The following is a 15,058-nucleotide window of genomic DNA, read 5'->3' on the forward strand; positions in this document are numbered from 1 at the left end:
CCCGATGAACCGCACCGCGCTCTATGCCGGCTCCTTCGATCCGGTGACCAACGGCCATCTCGACGTGGTGCGCCAGGCCTGCCGCCTGGTCGGCCGCCTCGTGGTGGCGATCGGCGTGCATCCGGGCAAGACCCCGCTCTTCTCCGCCGAGGAGCGGGCGGAGCTGATCCGGGCGACCTGCGGGCCTCTGGCCGCCGAGACCGGCACCACGCTGGAGGTCGTCAGCTTCGCCGACCTCGCGGTGGCGGCGGCCCGCCGGCACGGCGCCAGCCTGTTCATTCGCGGTTTGCGCGACGGCACCGATCTCGATTACGAGATGCAGCTCGCCGGCATGAACGGCGCCATGGCGCCGGAGGTGCAGACCGTGTTCCTGCCGGCCTCGACCGGCGTGCGGCCGATCACCGCCACCCTGGTCCGCCAGATTGCCGCCATGGGCGGCGACGTGCGGCCCTTCGTGCCCGCGGCGGTGGCCGACCGCCTCGCGGCCCGCTTCGCCGCGTCCGCCTGACGCGGCCCTCTTCCACCCAGGAGTTCCCCCATGATCCGCTGGCTCGCAGCCCTGGTGCTGTCCGTCGCCGCCCTCAATTTCGCCGCCCCGGCGAGCGCCGCGCCCGACCAGAACACCGTCTATCTCGACACCAAGGACGGCCGCATCACCATCCAGCTGCGCCCCGACCTCGCGCCCAAGCACGTCCAGCAGATCAAGACGCTGACGAAGCGCGGCTTCTACAACGGCATCGTGTTCCACCGCGTCATCGACGGCTTCATGGCCCAGACCGGCGACCCGACCGGCACCGGCACCGGCAAGTCCGACCTGCCGAACATCCCGGCGGAGTTCTCCAAGGCGCCGTTCAAGCGCGGCACCGTCGGCATGGCCCGCTCGCAGGACCCGAACTCGGCCAATTCCCAGTTCTTCATCTGCTTCGGCGACGCCTCGTTCCTCAACAACCAGTACACGGTGGTGGGCGAGGTGACCTCGGGCATGGACGTGGTCGACAAGATCAAGAAGGGCTCCTCGGCCCAGAACGGCAGCGTGCAGAACCCGGACAAGATCGTTCGGATGAGCCTGGCGCAGGACGGTCAGTAAGCCTTGCGCGGCGGGCGCTCGTCGGGCGAAGTTCTGGCCGGCCTTCTGGCCGGCCTCGCGCTGGCGCTCCCGGCCTCGCCCGCCGCCGCGCAGTTCGACGTGTATGACGACCCCTCGGTGCTCTCGCTGCCGACGACCCTGCGGGCGACCGTGCGGGTGCCGGTGACGGCGACATCCGAGGGACCCGCCGACACGCTGGCGGCGCTCTACCCGCACCTCGCCGCCTGCTGGCGCCCGCCGGCCGATCTCGGGGCCGCCGCCATCACCGCGCGCTTCTCGCTGAGGCGGGACGGCAGCCTTCAGGGCACCCCGCGGATCACATTCACGCGCGTTCCGCCCCGGCAGCGGGACGCGCTGGTCGCCGAGACCCTGGCGTCGCTGGCCCGCTGCACCCCGGCGCGGCTGACGGCGGGGCTCGGCGGCGCCGTCGCGGGGCGTCCCATCGCCCTGCGTTTCGTCTACCCTGGTCCGAATCAAGGAGAACGACCATGACCGACAGCAACCGACTCGTGATGGAGACCAGCAAGGGCCGCGTGGTCATCGAGCTGCGCCCCGATCTCGCCCCCAACCACGTCGAGCGGATCAAGACCCTCTCGCAGCAGGGCTTCTACGACGGCGTGCCGTTCCACCGGGTGATCGACGGCTTCATGGCCCAGACCGGCGACCCGACCGGCACCGGCACCGGCGGCTCCGACCTGCCGGACCTGAAGGCCGAGTTCAACGCCGAGCCGCACGTGCGCGGCACCTGCTCGATGGCCCGCACCAACTTCCCGCACTCGGCCAACTCGCAGTTCTTCATCTGCTTCGCCGATGCCCGCTTCCTCGACAAGCAGTACACGGTGTGGGGCAAGGTGGTCGAGGGCATGGACGTGATCGACCAGATCAAGCGCGGCGAGCCCGTGCGCGATCCCGACACGATCACGTCGATGCGCGTCGAGGCGTAAGACTTCGTCACTGAGCTGACGCTACCGCGATGACCGCGGGAACCCTCCCCCCTCCGCGGGGGAGGGTGGCGGGCGGATGCGAGCGCAGCGGGACGAAGTCCCGCCGAGAGGGGCAGCGCGACGATGCTGGGTCGGCGCCCGTCACTGCGGTCGCGACCTATCCGGAAACGTGGTTCCCCTCTCCCGCCCGGCTCCGCCGGGCACCCTCCCCCGCAGAGGGGGGAGGGTTCAAGTCCGAGCCTCACTGGATCGCGGAACGGCTCTCGTCCGCCACCAGCCGCTCCGCCGCGAAAAAATCCTCCGGCGTGTTGAGGTTCAGGAACGGATCCAGCGGCTCCGCCTCCCACGCGGCTTCCGCCGCATTGTGCCGGGCGATCCACATGCCGACCCGCCGCAAGCCCCGCTCCACCAGGGCGGCCCGCAGGTCGTGACGCAAGGACACCGCCCAGACCCCGTTCACGAAATGCAGCTGCCCGCCCGAGGCCGCCACCGCCATCTCGACGCCGTCGCGGGCCCGCGCCGCGTGCAGCCGGGCGACCAGGTCGTGCGGCAGGAACGGCGTGTCTCCGGCCACGCTCGCGACGTAAGCCACGTCCGGATGGTGCGCGGCGCAGAAATCCAGGGCGGCGAGCACGCCGGCGAGCGGGCCGGGCGCATCGGGCAGGGAATCCGCCACCACGAAGCCCGTGAAGGCGCGAAACCGCGCCGGATCCCCGTTGGCGTTGAGGATCAGCCCGGCCGCGCATTGCGGGCGCAACCGCTCGGCCACGCGCTCGAGCAGGGTCCGGTCGCCGAGCCGGAGCAGCGGCTTGTCGCCGCCGCCCATCCGGCGGGAGAGCCCGCCGGCCAGGATCACCCCGAGGGTCGGGGGCGTGCTCACTCGATCACGATCCGCGGGGCCGGGCGCGGGCCGGCGCCGCCGCTGAGCGTCGTCCAGAGGCCGGCTGCGATCGCCCGGTAGGCGGCGGCCTGCGGCCCGTCGGGATCCACCGCCACGACGGGCCGGCCGGCATCCGAGGATTCGCGGATCGTCATGTTGAGCGGCACCTCGCCGAGGAAGGGCACGCCCAGCGTCTCGGCCTCGTGGCGGGCGCCGCCATGGCCGAAGATGTGCGAGGTGCCGCCGCAATGCGGGCAGACGAAGGTCGCCATGTTCTCGACCACGCCGAGGATCGGCACCTCGACCCGGCGGAACATCGTCACGGCGCGCCGCGCGTCGATGAGCGCCAGGTCCTGCGGCGTCGAGACGATCACCGCCCCGGCGAGCGGCGTGGCCTGGGCCAGCGTCAGCTGCGCGTCGCCGGTGCCGGGCGGCATGTCGACGATCAAGACGTCGAGCTCGCCCCAGGCGACCTCGCGCAGGAGCTGGGTCAGGGCCGATTGCACCATCGGGCCGCGCCAGATCATCGCCGTATCGGCGGAGATCAGGAAGCCGATCGACATCACCGCGAGGCCGTAGCCGTTGAGCGGCACGATGCGCTGCCCTTGCGGCGTGTTGATCGTCTCCGGCTTGCGATCGAGGCCGAAGAGCTTCGGGACCGAGGGGCCGTAGATGTCGGCATCGAGCAGGCCGACCTTCAGGCCTTGCGCCCGGAGCGCCAGGGCGAGGTTGCAGGCGGTGGTCGACTTGCCGACGCCGCCCTTGCCCGAGGCCACCGCCACGATGTGGCGCACCCCCGGCAGGGCCGGGCCGGGACGGGGGCCACCCTGAGCGCCACCCTGGGGTGCACCGCCGGGAGCGGCGGGGCGGGGCGCAGGGCCCGCACCGGGTCCGGCACTCGGCCCGCGCTCGGCGGTGAGGCTGGCGAGTGCCGCCTTGACGCCGGGCAGCTTGAGCACCGCGATCTCGGCCGCCTGCCGCACCGCCTCGAAGGCCTTGGCCTCCGGCGGCGCGATGCCGATCGAGAACACCACCCGGCCGGAGGGATCGATGACGATCTCCGACAGGCGGCCCGAGGCCGGCAGGCTGGTCCCCGCCGCATCGACCGTCACGCCCGCGAGCGCCTTCAGCACGTCGTCCCGGGTGATCGCCACGTCGCCTCGCTCCTGTCCGCTTCTCGTCCGCTCCCGGTCATGTAACCCCTGCGCCGGGAAACGCCAGCGCGGCAGGGACGGCCATCGGTGGGGGGCGGCGTGGGGTGCAGGCCTCACGAATGGCCCAGAGGCTGGCTGATGGGCGGCAGCCGCCGCACGGCTTCCTCGCCACCCCACCCCCGGCCTCATCCTGAGGTGCGACCGAAGGATGAGATCGGGGGCGGAATGAGCCTCTGTCGCTCGCGTCGAACAGACGCTCAGCCCCCGGGCAGGAAGGCTTGCGCGCCGCTCTCTGGATCCCGCACCGCCTCGACCGGCGCGCCGTAGAGTCGGCTCAAGCTGGCGGCATCCAGCACCTCCGCCACCGGGCCGGCGGCGAGGGCCGAGCCGCCGCGCAGGAGCAGGGCCCGGTCGGCATGGCGGGCGGCCTGGTTGGGATCGTGGGTCGTGAAGAGCAGGCCGAGGCCGTCGGCGCGCAGGCGCAGGATCTCGGCCATCACCCGGCCCTGGTTGCCGAAATCGAGGCTGGCGGTCGGCTCGTCGAGGACCACGATCCGGGGCTCCTGCGCCAGCGCCCGGGCGACCAGCACCAATTGCCGCTCGCCGCCCGAGAGCCGCGTCACCGGCCGTTCGGCGAGGTGGGCGATGCCCATCCGGGCGAGCGCCGCGTCCGCCGCCGCGTGGTCGGCCCGGGACGGGGCGGAGAGCAGGCCGGTGCGGCTGGTCCGCCCCATCAGCACCACGGCGCGCGCCGTGAACGCGAAGGCGCTGGCAGCCGCCTGCGGCACGTAGGCCATCGCCCGCGCCCGCTCCCGGGCGGTGAGGTCTGCGAGCGGCCGGCCCTCGACCCGGATCGTGCCGGCGCGCGCCGGCAGCAGGCCGAGCAGGGTCTTGAGCAAAGTGGTCTTGCCGCCGCCATTCGGCCCGAGGAGCGCCAGGGCCTCGCCGGCGGCGAGCTGCACCGACAGCCCGCGTCCGATCTCCCTGCCGGGATAGCCGAAGGCGAGGTCGTACGCGTCGAGCAGGATCACGACCAGTCGCGCTCCGCCCGGGCGAGCAGCCACAGGAAGACCGGCGTGCCCACGAAAGCGGTGAGGATGCCGAGCGGCACCTCGACGGGCGCCACGGTGCGGGCGAGCGTGTCGATGGTGAGGAGCGTGCCGGCGCCGAGCAGGGCCGCGGTCGGGATCAGCCGGCCGAAGCCGGGGCCGACGAGGAAGCGGGCGAGATGCGGCACCACCAGCCCGACCCAGCCGACGATGCCCGCCGCCGCCACGCTCGCTGCCGTGACCAGGGTGGCGGCCGCCACCACCGCGATCCGCAAGGGACCGGTGGCGAGGCCGAGCGAGCGCGCCTCCTCGTCGGGCAGGGACAGCACGTCGAGGCGCCAGCGCAAGAGAAGCAGAAGCCCGGTGCCGAGGACCACGGGACCTGCGAGCGGCAGCAGATCGGAGGGGTGCGTGCCCGACAGGCTGCCCAGGAGCCAGAAGGTCATCGCCGGGAGCTGGTTGTAGGGGTCGGCCAAGTACTTGATCAGACCGACCCCGGCCCCGAGGAGCGAGCCGATGACGACGCCCGCCAGCACCAGTACCAGGACCGGATCGCGCCCCGACAGGGCGGCGCCGAGCCCGTAGACGCAGCCGACCGCCACGAGCCCGCCCGCGAAGGCCAGCCCCTCGATCGCCAGCACCCCCAGCGAGAGCCAGATGCCGAGGACCGCGCCGAGGGCCGCCCCCGAGGAGGCGCCGAGGATGTCGGGGGAGACGAGGGGATTGCGGAAGAGACCCTGGAAGGCGGTGCCGGCGACCGACAGGGCGGCGCCGATCAGGATCGCGGCGGCGATGCGCGGCCCGCGGATCTGCAGCACCACCGCCTCGACCGCCGGCGCCACGTCCGGCGCGTGGCCGGTGAGGCGACCGAGGAGCACCCGGGCGACGTCGAGGAGGGAGACCGGGTAGCGCCCGACCCCGAAGGCGAGGGCGGCGGCGAGCACCAGGGCGAGCAGCGCCAGCCACGGCCCGCCGAGCCGCATGGCCCGGGCGCCGCGAAGCGCGATGCCGCTCACAGGGCTCCCGCCAGCACGCGGTCGAGGGCGGGATCGTCCGGCGTCACGTGGTAGAGCCGGCGATAGAGGTCGCGGGCAATGCCCCGGATGTCCTTGGGGAAGAGTGACGGATAGAGGATCTTTCCGAGCCACCACAGGCCGATCAGGCGGTTGACCGAGGGCGGGAAATCGACCCAGCCGAATGGGAGCGACGGGCTCACATGCAGACGGTTCGCCCGCAGGGCCGGCGTCGCCCGCCAGAGCGGGTCCTGCCGCGCGGCGGCCGCGAAGGCGGGATCGAGGGCGACGATCACCTCGGGCGCCCAGGCCACCACGTCCTCCGGCGAGACCTGCGCCAGGCCACCACCCGGACCCGCGACGTCGACGGCGCCCATCAGCGTCAGCGCCTCGACGTTGATCGAGCCCGCCCGCGCCGTCTCGAGGCCGCGGGGCCCGCGGGCGAGGTAGACCCGGGGGCGCTTCTCCTCCGGCACCGTCGAGACGCGCTCGCGCATCGTCGCCAGGATGCCCTCGGCGAGGACTGCCGGAGGCTCGGCGTCGCGCCCGATCAGGCGCCCGAGGCTGCGATAGGTGGCGGGGGCGGAGGCGAGGCGTCCGTCGAGGAGGGCGTAGGGGATGCCGGTCTGTCCCTGCACCCGGTCGGCCAGCGAGCGGTAGGTCTCGGCGGTGGAGCCGACATCGAGGATCAGGTCGGGCTTGAGCGTGAGCACCGCTTCGAGGTTGGCGGTGTTGCCGCGCCCGGTGAGCCGCCCGACCTCCGGCAGGTCGGCGGCCTGGGGCAGGAGATAAGGCTTCTCCGCCGGCCGGATCGCCCGCGGCCAGCCGAGCAGCAGGTCCGGCGCCAGGGTGTAGAGCAGGATCGCCGCCGGGGGGCCCGCGGGAAACACCCGGGCGACGGGATGCTTCAGGAAATCGAGCGCCCGGCCGGCATCGTCCCGCGAAGGCTCGGCGGCACGCGCCGGCCCTGCCAGCGCGAAGGCCGCCGAGCCGAGGAGCAGGGAGCGCCGGTCGGGCTGCATCGGAAACGAATCAATCCGTCGCGATCATCACGTCGCTGGACTTGATCACCGCCTTCACGGTCTTGCCGGGAGCCAGGCCCAGCTCGTCGGCGGATTCGTTGGTGATCGCCGCGGTGACGACCTGCCCGCCGGCGAGCTCGACCCGGATATGGGCGGTGGTGGCGCCCTTCTTCACCTCGACGACCTTGCCGTCGAGCTGGTTGCGCGCGCTGATCTTCATCGAAGGGCTCCGTCCCGCGGCGCCTGCGCCGCCCCGGCCACAGATAGGCGCATCGTCCCGTCCCGGCGAGCCGCGTGGGCCGGAATTCACGGCCACGTTTGCCGCTCCGGCGCCGAAACCAAAGCGGGCATCGTCCGTTGACGTGCAGCTTCGAGCGGGCCCGCCCGCTCGCGACGACGTTTCGAGGGAGATCGACGGATGCACCAGGGCAGCCACCGCGACCATGAGGGCGCACAGAAGCTCTTCGCGATGATCAAGGACGTGAAGGTCGCGATGATGACAACGGCCGATTCCGATGGGCAGCTGCGCAGCCGCCCGATGTGGAACCAGGACGCGGACGAGAACGGCGACCTGTGGTTCTTCGTCAAGCACGATGCGCCGGTGACGAACGAGATCGGCCGCGACAACCAGGTCAACCTCGCCTATTCCGACCCGTCGAACCAGAACTACGTCTCGGTGTCGGGCAAGGCCGAGATCGTGCGCGACAAGGCGCAGATCGACGCCAAGTGGAGCGAGAGCCTGAAGACCTGGTTCCCCGGCGGCAAGGACGACCCGTCGATCGCGCTGATCCGCGTCCACCCCGAGAAGGGCGAGTATTGGGACAGCCCGAACGCCACGATGCTGCACCTCTACGGCTACGTGAAGGCGGCGGTGACGGGCGAGTCGCCGAAGACCGAGAAGAAGGCGGTGGACCTCGGCGCCCGCTGAGGGTTGCGCACAGGACCGGGCCGGCGCTCGGATCGAGCGCTTGCCTCGACCTGGGTGCTTGACTCGGCGGCCCGAACCGTGCCGGCTTCGCGCTCTTGGCCGCCCCGCTCGAGGGGCGGCGTTCCGGCCGCTCGCAGGAGGCGGCCCGAGTCAGGCAGGCACGGGCGATGCTCGATCTCGCGACCAGGGTCTACAACCACACCTGGAAGATCGATCCGATCATCCGCTCCGTGCTCGACACGGATTTCTACAAGCTCCTGATGGCCCAGACGATCTTCCGGCGCCACCGGAACGTCTCGGTCACCTTCGGCATCCAGAACCGCACCAGCCGGGTGCGTCTCGCCGACCTGATCGACCCCGGCGAGCTGCGCGAGCAGCTCGACCATTGCCGGTCGCTCCGGCTCACCCGTGGTGAATCCACCTGGCTGCGCGGCAACACCTTCTACGGCCGCCGCCAGATGTTCTCGCCGGACTTCATGGACTGGCTCGAGAACTTCCGCTTCCCCGACTACCTGCTGGAGAAGCAGGACGGCCAGTACGTGCTCACCTTCCACGGCCCGTGGATCGAGACCACGATGTGGGAGGTGCCCGCACTCGCCATCCTCAACGAGCTGCGCTCGCGCGGCGTGCTCAAGGGGATGGGCAAGTTCGAGCTCCAGGTGCTCTATGCCCGGGCCATGACCCGGATCTGGGAGAAGATCGAGCGGCTCAAGACCCTGCCGGGCCTCTCCATCGCTGATTTCGGCACCCGTCGCCGCCACGGCTTCCTGTGGCAGGATTGGTGCGTCGAGGCGATGATCGAGGGGCTGGGCAACGGCTTCCTCGGCACCTCGAACTGCCTGATCGCGCTGCGCCACGACATCGAGGCGGTGGGCACCAATGCGCACGAACTGCCGATGGTCTATTCGGCGCTCGCCGAGAGCGAGGAGGAATTGGCCCGCGCGCCCTACCTGGTGCTCGCCGACTGGCAGCGGGACTATGCCGGCAACCTGCTGGTGATCCTGCCCGACACCTACGGCACCACCGGCTTCCTGGAGCGCGGGCCCGCCTGGATGGCCGACTGGACCGGCATCCGCATCGATTCGAAGGACCCGATCGAGGGTGGCGAAGAGGCCATCCGGTGGTGGACCAAGCACGGCCGCAACCCGCGGGAGAAGCTGGCGATCTTCTCCGACGGGCTCGACGTCGAGGTGATCGAGCGGATCCACCGCCACTTCCACGGCCGCCTGCGCATCGGCTACGGCTGGGGCACGCTGCTCACCAACGATTTCCGCGGCCTGGCGCCGGATGGCCGCCTTGACCCGATCTCGATCGTCTGCAAGGTGATCTCCGCCAACGGCCACCCGACCGTGAAGCTCTCCGACAACCCCACCAAGGCGCTCGGCCCCGAGGAGGAGGTGGAGCGCTACAAGCGGGTCTTCGGCGTCGGCGCGCAACGGGCGGTGCCGGTCCTGGTCTAAGCCGATTTCGCGAAAGTGGCTGCCGGTTCCGCGACGAGACTCTGCGATACAACAAACACCTGAGCGGACGAAGCGTCGGCCTGCCAACGCAAGACTGCCTCGGGCAGGAGTACTGCCGAACGGCGTGAGTGCCCCAGGCGTCCTCACGCCGAGGTTGTCGTGGCTCGGCGGACCTCGACGATCGATCCGGAAGGTCGATGCGGCCTCCAGCGCGGTCGAGCGGAGGGGCGGCCTCGTCGCCGCAGGTTCCCTGGTGCTGCCGAACCCCGACGGGCCTGCGCGCGGCAGGCCGAGCCCGGCCCGGTCGGCCGGTGAGGCCGCCCGCTATTGCAGCTTCGCCCGGTAGGTCTCCCCCGCCTTCGCCTTCAGCTCGGCGCCCGCCTCGCGCCCGATCGCCAGGGCGTCGGCGGCCAGGCCGGTGCGGTGGGTGGCCCAATGGGCGCTGCCGTCGGGCAGGAACAGGAGCCCGTCGAGGGTGAGCCGGTCCCCGTCGATCTGGGCGAGCGCCGCGATCGGGGTGCGGCAGGAGCCGTCGAGCTCTTCGAGCAGCGCCCGCTCGGCGCTCACCGCGATCGTGGTCGTGGGGCAGGCGACGGCCTGGAGGCGCGCGATCACCTCGGCGTCGCCGGCCCGGCACTCGATGCCGAGAGCGCCCTGCGCCACCGCCGGCAGCATCTCGCTCACCGGCAGGATCTCCTGCGCGCGGTCGGCGAGGCCGAGGCGCTCCAACCCCGCGATGGCCAGCAAGGTGGCGTCGCAGGCGCCCTCCTCGAGGCGCTTCATCCGGGTATTGGCGTTGCCGCGCAGGGGCACGATCGTCAGGTCGGGCCGGCGCATCAGCACCTGGGCTGCCCGGCGCAGGGACGAGGTGCCGACCCGGCTGCCCGGCGCCAGCGTGGCGAGGCTCGCCGCCCGCGGCGACAGGAAGGCGTCGCGCGGGTCGTCCCGCTCCAGGATGCAGGCGATGACGAGGCCGTCCGGCAGCCAGGTCTCGACGTCCTTCATCGAGTGGACGGCGATGTCGACCTCGTCGGCGAGGAGCGCCTGCTCCAGCTCCTTGGTGAACAGGCCCTTGCCGCCGATCTCGGAGAGCGGCCGGTCGAGCACCTTGTCGGCCACCGTGGTGACGACGACGAGCTCCATGGCGCCGGGCTCGGCGAGGTCGGGATGGGCCGCCGCGATGCGGTCGCGCACCATCCCGGTCTGGGCGAGGGCCATCGGGCTGCCGCGGGTGCCGATGCGCAGGGGACGTCGAGGCATGTCGGGTGCCGTGAGATCGAGGAGCCTTGACTCGCGAGTAGCGGGTCGGGCGCCCCGTGTCACGTCGCGGCTACGTCCGCGGCACCTGCTCGTCGGCGGGGCGCTCACCCTGCGGCGTGCCGCTGGCGGGCTTCGTGGCGGCGGGCTTCCCGGTGGTGCCCGCCGGGCGGCGGCTCGCCCCGAGGCTGTCATTGGCGAGCCCCTCGCCCTGCTTCGGCTGTCGATCGTCGGCCATGCCCGTCTCCGCTGTGGATCCCGAGGGCAACGGCCGATGCCTGGCCGGGTTTCAGAATCCCTGGACGGCCAGCACCGTGTGCTCGACCTGAGGCGGGGCGGCGAAATGCTCGGAGACCAGGGCGCGCCAGGCCGGGAAATCCGCCGATTCGCGGAAGTCGACCGTGTGGTTCTCCAGGGTCTCCCACTGCACCATCAGCCGGTAGCGGGTCGGGACCTCGACCGAGCGCTGCAGCTCCATGCTGCGGCAGCCCTTGGCACGGCGGAACAGCTCCGCGGCCTGGGCGACCCCGGCCTCGAAGGCGCTCTCGTGCCCGGCCTTCACCTCGATCTGCGCGATCTCCAGAACCATCGGATCCTTCCCCCTTCGCCTCCCGTCAGAGCTTCAAGCCATGCGCGAAGCGGCCGGCCTTGTCCATGCGGGAGAGCGGTGGACGGAGAGCGGAGCATGAGAGCGGTGGATGGCCTCCGGCAGGCGGTTGCCAACCCGGAACAGGACGCGCACAAACCGTGGATGACCTGTGCACGGTGGCAACCAGCCCCGACCGGCGCCGTTTCCCTGCCGGAACGTGACAGCGGAGTTCGGTCCTCATGGCGACGCTGAAGGAATTCGAGGAAGCCCTGCGCGAGAACGGCATGCAGATGGCGCTGGCGATTCTCGAGCGCCTGCGCGAGCGCGACCGCGCCAACCGGGTGGTCAAGCCCGGCCGCCGCATCGTCGGCAAGAAGATGACCCCGGAACTCGCCCGCCAGATCCTCGAGCTGCACGGCTCGACGGAGATGACCCAGCAGGAGATCGCCTTCAAGCTCGGCGTCAACCAGGGCCGGGTGAACGAGGTGATCAAGCGCGGCAAGTGGCTCTCGGGCGACCAGACCGCCCCGGAGGCCGTGGCCCGCGACAAGGGCAAGGCGCGCATCCAGGGCGCCGAGCCGAAGCGGCCGCGCAAGGCTGCCGCCAAGAGCGGGGCCAGGGGCGGGGCCAAGAGCGCCAAGGCCGGCGCGGCGAAGGACAAGGCCGGCCGCTCGCAGAAGAGCCCGGCCACGGCGCAGCTCGCCTTCGGCGACCTCTGACCGCCGTCACGCGAAGGGGCGGGCCCAACGCCGCATTGGGCGGCGGCCCGTGATCCTCTAACTGTCGAGGTGCCGAGCCGCCCCGACCGACGGGCGGCCGGTCACGACACCGGCCGAACCGGGAGGATCACGCCATGTCCGATCACGCGATGTACGACGCCGCCAACCTGAAGAAGCTGCCCGCCCTGAAAGGTCTCGCCCCCGAGGCGATGGGGGCCTTCGAGGCCCTCGACAAGGCGGCCCTGGCGGACGGCGCGATCCCGCGCAAGTACAAGGAGCTGATGGCGCTCGCCGTCGCCCTCACCACGCAATGCCCCTATTGCCTCGAGGTGCACCGCGAGGCGGCGAAGAAGGCCGGCGCGACCGAGCAGGAACTGGCCGAGACCGTCTTCGTGGCGGTGGCCCTGCGCGCCGGCGCGGCGCTCACCCACGGCACGCATCTCCTGCCCTGACGGTAAAACGAAGCGCCCCGGCCTCGCGGCCGGGGCGCTCCCTTGAAGGCGATGGACGCTTACGCGGCCTTCTGGACGCTGCCCTCGATCGACTGCGGGCGGGAGCCCGAGGCGATCTGGATCTGGCGGGGCTTCTTGGCCTCCGGGATCTCGCGGACGAGATCGACGTGGAGCAGGCCGTTCTCCAGCACCGCACCGGTCACCTGGACGTGGTCGGCGAGCTGGAAGCGCCGCTCGAAGCCGCGGGCCGCGATACCCTGGTGCAGGAACTCGGACTGCTTGGCCTCGGCCTTGCGCTCGCCCTTCACCGTCAGCGCGTTCTCACGGGTCTCGATCGACAGATCCTGATCCGTGAAGCCGGCCACCGCGAGGGTGATGCGGTAGGCGTTCTCGGCCGTGCGCTCGATGTTGTAGGGCGGGTAGGTCGGCGCCGCATCCGAGGTCACGAACTGGTCGAGAGCGGAAAACAGGCGGTCGAAGCCGACGGTCGAACGGTACAGGGGGGCGAGATCGAACTGACGCATGACATATTCTCCGTCTGAAGCAATATGTAGTCTTGTGGAGCCGCCGCTGGGGCCGGTCCCGGTCTTGCGCGCCGCCGTATCGGCCGGCGCCCCTCGCATATTGGAGTGGGCTCTCAACTGGTCAAGGCCGCCGCAAGCGGGGTCGCGCGAATTTTTTTGGCAGGCCGGCGCGGGGACCGGACAGGCCGGAATCGCGCCCCACTTATTAGGGTCTGCCGTGCCAGGATGCGGCGGATGACAGCTTCGGGGATTATCTCGTGACCGTGCCGCTGCTCGCCACGCCCGACAATCCGATCCCGCCGGGCGCCACCCTCCTGACGGTCAGGACCGCCGACGGCCTCTCCTTGCGGGTCGCCACCTGGGCGCCGACGGCGCGGGTCGTGCAGGGCACGGTCTGCCTGGTGCAGGGCCGGGCGGAGTTCATCGAGAAGTACTTCGAGACGGTGACGGAGCTGCGCGGCCGCGGCTTCCACGTCGTCGCCTTCGACTGGCGCGGGCAGGGCGGCTCCGACCGCACCGTCGAGGACCCGCACAAGGGCCATGTCGACGACTTCTCGGAGTACAAGCTCGACCTCGCGGCGGTGGAGACGCAGGTGATGGAGGCGCGGATGCCGCGGCCCTTCTTCGGCCTCGCGCATTCGATGGGCGGCGCCATCTGCCTCACCGCCGCACGGGAGGGCTGGCTGCCCTTCGGCCGCCTCGTCGTGCTCGCCCCGATGGTGGCGATCTGCATGATCCGCCGGCCCAAGGCCGCGATGCGGCTCGCGGCCTTCCTGCGTGCGCTCGGCTTCGGCCGGCGCTACGTGCCGGGGGGCTCCGCGGTCTCGATCGCCACCAAGCCGTTCCCGAACAACCGGCTCACCGCCGATCCGGTGCGCTACGCCCGCAACGCTGCCGCGGCCCTCGCGGTCGGGGCCGGCGCCATCGGCGATCCGACCATCGGCTGGCTCGCCGCCGCCTTCCGGGCGATGCGCCGCTTCGAGGACCCGCGCTACCCCCTCGGCATCCGCGTGCCGGTGCTGGTGGTGGCCGCCGGCGCCGACCCGGTCTGCAGCACCCCGGCGGTGGAGCGCTTCGCGGCGCGGCTCGCCGCCGGCCACACCATTACCCTGCGCGGCGCCCGCCACGAGATCCTGATGGAGCGCGACGCGATCCGCGAGCAGTTCTGGGCGGCGTTCGACGCCTTCGTGCCGGGGACGGCGACGCCGGTGCAGGCGCAAGGGGAGCCTGAGGCCGAGGTGGCGTGAGGCTCCCCCGCCAGGACGCCGTCATCGAGGGCGCCGGGATGCGGGGGCCGGCGAACGGGCCGGGGTGACGCCCTACCCGTTCAGCAGCGCCAGGGCCGCCTCGTGCAGCCGCTTGTCGCCGGCCGCCACGATCCGCCCGCCCTTGGCGGCGGATTTCCCCTCCCAGGTGGTCACGACGCCGCCGGCGCCCTCGATCACCGGGATCATCGCCACGATGTCGTAGGGCTTCAGATCGGCCTCGACCACGAGGTCGATATGGCCGGCGGCGAGCATGGCGTAAGCGTAGCAATCCGCGCCGTAGCGGGCGAGGCGCACCGTCTTCTCCACCCGCTCGTAGGCCTGCCGGTCCGGCGTGCCCTCGCCGAACAGGCGCGGATCGGTGGTGTGCAGGATGGCGTCCGACAGGTCCGCCTTGCGTCGGGTGCGCAGGCGGCGGCTGCCATGCGGGCCCTGGTAGTGGGCGGCCTCGCCGTCGCCGAAGAAGCGCTCGCCGGTGAAGGGCTGGTTCATCAGGCCGTAGCAGGGCACGCCGCCGCGCGTCAGCCCGATCAGGGTCCCCCAGATCGGCAGGCCGGCGATGAAGCCGCGGGTGCCGTCGATCGGGTCGAGCACCCAGACGTATTCCGCATCCTCGCGCTCCGAGCCGAATTCCTCGCCGAGGATGCCATGGTCGGGGAAGCTGCGCTTGATGAGCTGGCGCATCACCGCCTCCCCGGCCCGGTCGGCCTCGGTG

At 71.8% G+C, this 15,058-nt stretch carries 20 protein-coding genes; 9 read left to right on the plus strand and 11 right to left on the minus strand.

Features of this window, described 5'->3' with window-relative positions; translation table 11 throughout:
- Positions 1-4: 4 nt before the first annotated feature.
- From coaD to VQ03_RS20625, 4 genes are read left to right on the plus strand one after another with little or no spacing between them, the layout of a single operon-like run.
- Positions 5-508, plus strand: coding sequence for a pantetheine-phosphate adenylyltransferase (coaD, locus tag VQ03_RS20610; protein ID WP_048452775.1), 504 nt, complete (start codon positions 5-7; stop codon positions 506-508).
- A gap of 30 nt (positions 509-538) precedes the next feature.
- Positions 539-1,087, plus strand: coding sequence for a peptidylprolyl isomerase (locus VQ03_RS20615; RefSeq protein WP_048452776.1), 549 nt, complete (start codon positions 539-541; stop codon positions 1,085-1,087).
- Positions 1,088-1,090: 3 nt separating this feature from the next.
- Positions 1,091-1,579: a hypothetical protein gene (locus tag VQ03_RS20620; RefSeq protein ID WP_053078678.1), complete on the plus strand. Its 489-nt coding sequence runs from the start codon at positions 1,091-1,093 to the stop codon at positions 1,577-1,579.
- Entirely contained in the window at positions 1,576-2,031 is a 456-nt protein-coding gene (locus VQ03_RS20625; RefSeq protein ID WP_048452777.1) for a peptidylprolyl isomerase, read from the plus strand. The genes VQ03_RS20620 and VQ03_RS20625 overlap by 4 nt, the downstream gene beginning before the upstream one ends.
- A 241-nt stretch (positions 2,032-2,272) precedes the next feature.
- Here the strand turns inward: VQ03_RS20625 and mobA are convergent, their stop codons facing one another.
- The 6 genes from mobA to VQ03_RS20655 form a co-directional block, all read right to left on the minus strand.
- On the minus strand, positions 2,273-2,911 hold the full coding sequence (mobA, locus tag VQ03_RS20630; protein ID WP_048452778.1) for a molybdenum cofactor guanylyltransferase MobA: 639 nt from the start codon (positions 2,909-2,911) through the stop codon (positions 2,273-2,275).
- Positions 2,908-4,065 carry an Mrp/NBP35 family ATP-binding protein gene (locus VQ03_RS20635; RefSeq protein WP_048452779.1) on the minus strand — a complete coding sequence of 386 codons (1,158 nt, stop codon included), beginning with the start codon at positions 4,063-4,065 and terminating at the stop codon, positions 2,908-2,910. The genes mobA and VQ03_RS20635 overlap by 4 nt, the downstream gene beginning before the upstream one ends.
- A gap of 257 nt (positions 4,066-4,322) precedes the next feature.
- On the minus strand, positions 4,323-5,093 hold the full coding sequence (locus tag VQ03_RS20640) for an ABC transporter ATP-binding protein (RefSeq protein WP_048452794.1): 771 nt from the start codon (positions 5,091-5,093) through the stop codon (positions 4,323-4,325).
- Complete coding sequence (locus VQ03_RS20645; RefSeq protein ID WP_048452795.1) at positions 5,093-6,097, minus strand: FecCD family ABC transporter permease; 1,005 nt, start codon at positions 6,095-6,097, stop codon at positions 5,093-5,095. The genes VQ03_RS20640 and VQ03_RS20645 overlap by 1 nt, the downstream gene beginning before the upstream one ends.
- A gap of 29 nt (positions 6,098-6,126) precedes the next feature.
- On the minus strand, positions 6,127-7,149 hold the full coding sequence (locus VQ03_RS20650; protein WP_053078680.1) for an iron ABC transporter substrate-binding protein: 1,023 nt from the start codon (positions 7,147-7,149) through the stop codon (positions 6,127-6,129).
- 10 nt (positions 7,150-7,159) lie between these two features.
- Positions 7,160-7,369 carry a TOBE domain-containing protein gene (locus VQ03_RS20655; RefSeq protein WP_048452780.1) on the minus strand — a complete coding sequence of 70 codons (210 nt, stop codon included), beginning with the start codon at positions 7,367-7,369 and terminating at the stop codon, positions 7,160-7,162.
- A 198-nt stretch (positions 7,370-7,567) separates the two neighbouring features.
- On the opposite strand from VQ03_RS20655, the gene VQ03_RS20660 reads away from it, so the two are divergent.
- Both VQ03_RS20660 and pncB read left to right on the plus strand, forming a co-directional pair.
- On the plus strand, positions 7,568-8,077 hold the full coding sequence (locus tag VQ03_RS20660; RefSeq protein WP_048452781.1) for a pyridoxamine 5'-phosphate oxidase family protein: 510 nt from the start codon (positions 7,568-7,570) through the stop codon (positions 8,075-8,077).
- 167 nt (positions 8,078-8,244) lie between these two features.
- The gene (gene pncB / locus VQ03_RS20665) at positions 8,245-9,537 is read left to right on the plus strand and encodes a nicotinate phosphoribosyltransferase (RefSeq protein WP_048452782.1); all 1,293 of its coding nucleotides are present in this window, start codon (positions 8,245-8,247) and stop codon (positions 9,535-9,537) included.
- A gap of 324 nt (positions 9,538-9,861) precedes the next feature.
- On the opposite strand, the gene hemC is transcribed toward pncB, so the two are convergent.
- The 3 genes from hemC to VQ03_RS20675 all read right to left on the minus strand — a co-directional run bounded on the left by hemC (position 9,862) and on the right by VQ03_RS20675 (position 11,383).
- Positions 9,862-10,797, minus strand: a complete 936-nt coding sequence (hemC, locus tag VQ03_RS20670) for a hydroxymethylbilane synthase (RefSeq protein WP_048452783.1) — start codon at positions 10,795-10,797, stop codon at positions 9,862-9,864.
- 70 nt (positions 10,798-10,867) lie between these two features.
- A complete protein-coding gene (locus VQ03_RS33865; RefSeq protein ID WP_167376113.1) occupies positions 10,868-11,032 on the minus strand; it encodes a hypothetical protein in 165 nt (54 codons plus the stop codon).
- Positions 11,033-11,083: 51 nt separating this feature from the next.
- Complete coding sequence (locus VQ03_RS20675) at positions 11,084-11,383, minus strand: antibiotic biosynthesis monooxygenase family protein (RefSeq protein WP_048452784.1); 300 nt, start codon at positions 11,381-11,383, stop codon at positions 11,084-11,086.
- A 239-nt stretch (positions 11,384-11,622) separates the two neighbouring features.
- Here VQ03_RS20675 and VQ03_RS20680 point away from each other — a divergent pair, with 239 nt between their 5' ends.
- Together VQ03_RS20680 and VQ03_RS20685 are read left to right on the plus strand one after the other, a co-directional pair.
- A complete protein-coding gene (locus tag VQ03_RS20680) occupies positions 11,623-12,102 on the plus strand; it encodes a sigma factor-like helix-turn-helix DNA-binding protein (RefSeq protein ID WP_048452785.1) in 480 nt (159 codons plus the stop codon).
- A gap of 149 nt (positions 12,103-12,251) precedes the next feature.
- Positions 12,252-12,554 carry a carboxymuconolactone decarboxylase family protein gene (locus tag VQ03_RS20685; protein WP_048452797.1) on the plus strand — a complete coding sequence of 101 codons (303 nt, stop codon included), beginning with the start codon at positions 12,252-12,254 and terminating at the stop codon, positions 12,552-12,554.
- Positions 12,555-12,613: 59 nt separating this feature from the next.
- Here the strand turns inward: VQ03_RS20685 and VQ03_RS20690 are convergent, their stop codons facing one another.
- Positions 12,614-13,078, minus strand: a complete 465-nt coding sequence (locus VQ03_RS20690; RefSeq protein WP_048452786.1) for an Hsp20 family protein — start codon at positions 13,076-13,078, stop codon at positions 12,614-12,616.
- Between the two features lie 257 nt (positions 13,079-13,335).
- Here VQ03_RS20690 and VQ03_RS20695 point away from each other — a divergent pair, with 257 nt between their 5' ends.
- Complete coding sequence (locus VQ03_RS20695) at positions 13,336-14,325, plus strand: alpha/beta fold hydrolase (protein WP_048452787.1); 990 nt, start codon at positions 13,336-13,338, stop codon at positions 14,323-14,325.
- Between the two features lie 72 nt (positions 14,326-14,397).
- Here VQ03_RS20695 and hisN read toward each other — a convergent pair.
- The coding region (gene hisN, locus VQ03_RS20700) for a histidinol-phosphatase (protein ID WP_048452788.1) at positions 14,398-15,058 on the minus strand (661 nt) is incomplete at its 5' end.

The sequence above is a fragment of the Methylobacterium tarhaniae genome (assembly GCF_001043955.1).
GTDB classification, from domain to species: domain Bacteria; phylum Pseudomonadota; class Alphaproteobacteria; order Rhizobiales; family Beijerinckiaceae; genus Methylobacterium; species Methylobacterium tarhaniae.

Excerpts from the sequence above, each read along its gene's own strand:
- coaD (WP_048452775.1), top strand. The coding sequence starts at position 5 with ATGAACCGCACCGCGCTCTATGCCGGCTCCTTCGATCCGGTGACCAAC.
- VQ03_RS20615 (WP_048452776.1), top strand. The coding sequence starts at position 539 with ATGATCCGCTGGCTCGCAGCCCTGGTGCTGTCCGTCGCCGCCCTCAAT.
- VQ03_RS20625 (WP_048452777.1), top strand. The coding sequence starts at position 1,576 with ATGACCGACAGCAACCGACTCGTGATGGAGACCAGCAAGGGCCGCGTG.
- VQ03_RS20645 (WP_048452795.1), bottom strand. The coding sequence starts at position 6,097 with ATGCGGCTCGGCGGGCCGTGGCTGGCGCTGCTCGCCCTGGTGCTCGCC.
- VQ03_RS20650 (WP_053078680.1), bottom strand. The coding sequence starts at position 7,149 with ATGCAGCCCGACCGGCGCTCCCTGCTCCTCGGCTCGGCGGCCTTCGCG.
- VQ03_RS20655 (WP_048452780.1), bottom strand. The coding sequence starts at position 7,369 with ATGAAGATCAGCGCGCGCAACCAGCTCGACGGCAAGGTCGTCGAGGTG.
- VQ03_RS20660 (WP_048452781.1), top strand. The coding sequence starts at position 7,568 with ATGCACCAGGGCAGCCACCGCGACCATGAGGGCGCACAGAAGCTCTTC.
- pncB (WP_048452782.1), top strand. The coding sequence starts at position 8,245 with ATGCTCGATCTCGCGACCAGGGTCTACAACCACACCTGGAAGATCGAT.
- hemC (WP_048452783.1), bottom strand. The coding sequence starts at position 10,797 with ATGCCTCGACGTCCCCTGCGCATCGGCACCCGCGGCAGCCCGATGGCC.
- VQ03_RS33865 (WP_167376113.1), bottom strand. The coding sequence starts at position 11,032 with ATGGCCGACGATCGACAGCCGAAGCAGGGCGAGGGGCTCGCCAATGAC.
- VQ03_RS20675 (WP_048452784.1), bottom strand. The coding sequence starts at position 11,383 with ATGGTTCTGGAGATCGCGCAGATCGAGGTGAAGGCCGGGCACGAGAGC.
- VQ03_RS20680 (WP_048452785.1), top strand. The coding sequence starts at position 11,623 with ATGGCGACGCTGAAGGAATTCGAGGAAGCCCTGCGCGAGAACGGCATG.
- VQ03_RS20685 (WP_048452797.1), top strand. The coding sequence starts at position 12,252 with ATGTACGACGCCGCCAACCTGAAGAAGCTGCCCGCCCTGAAAGGTCTC.
- VQ03_RS20690 (WP_048452786.1), bottom strand. The coding sequence starts at position 13,078 with ATGCGTCAGTTCGATCTCGCCCCCCTGTACCGTTCGACCGTCGGCTTC.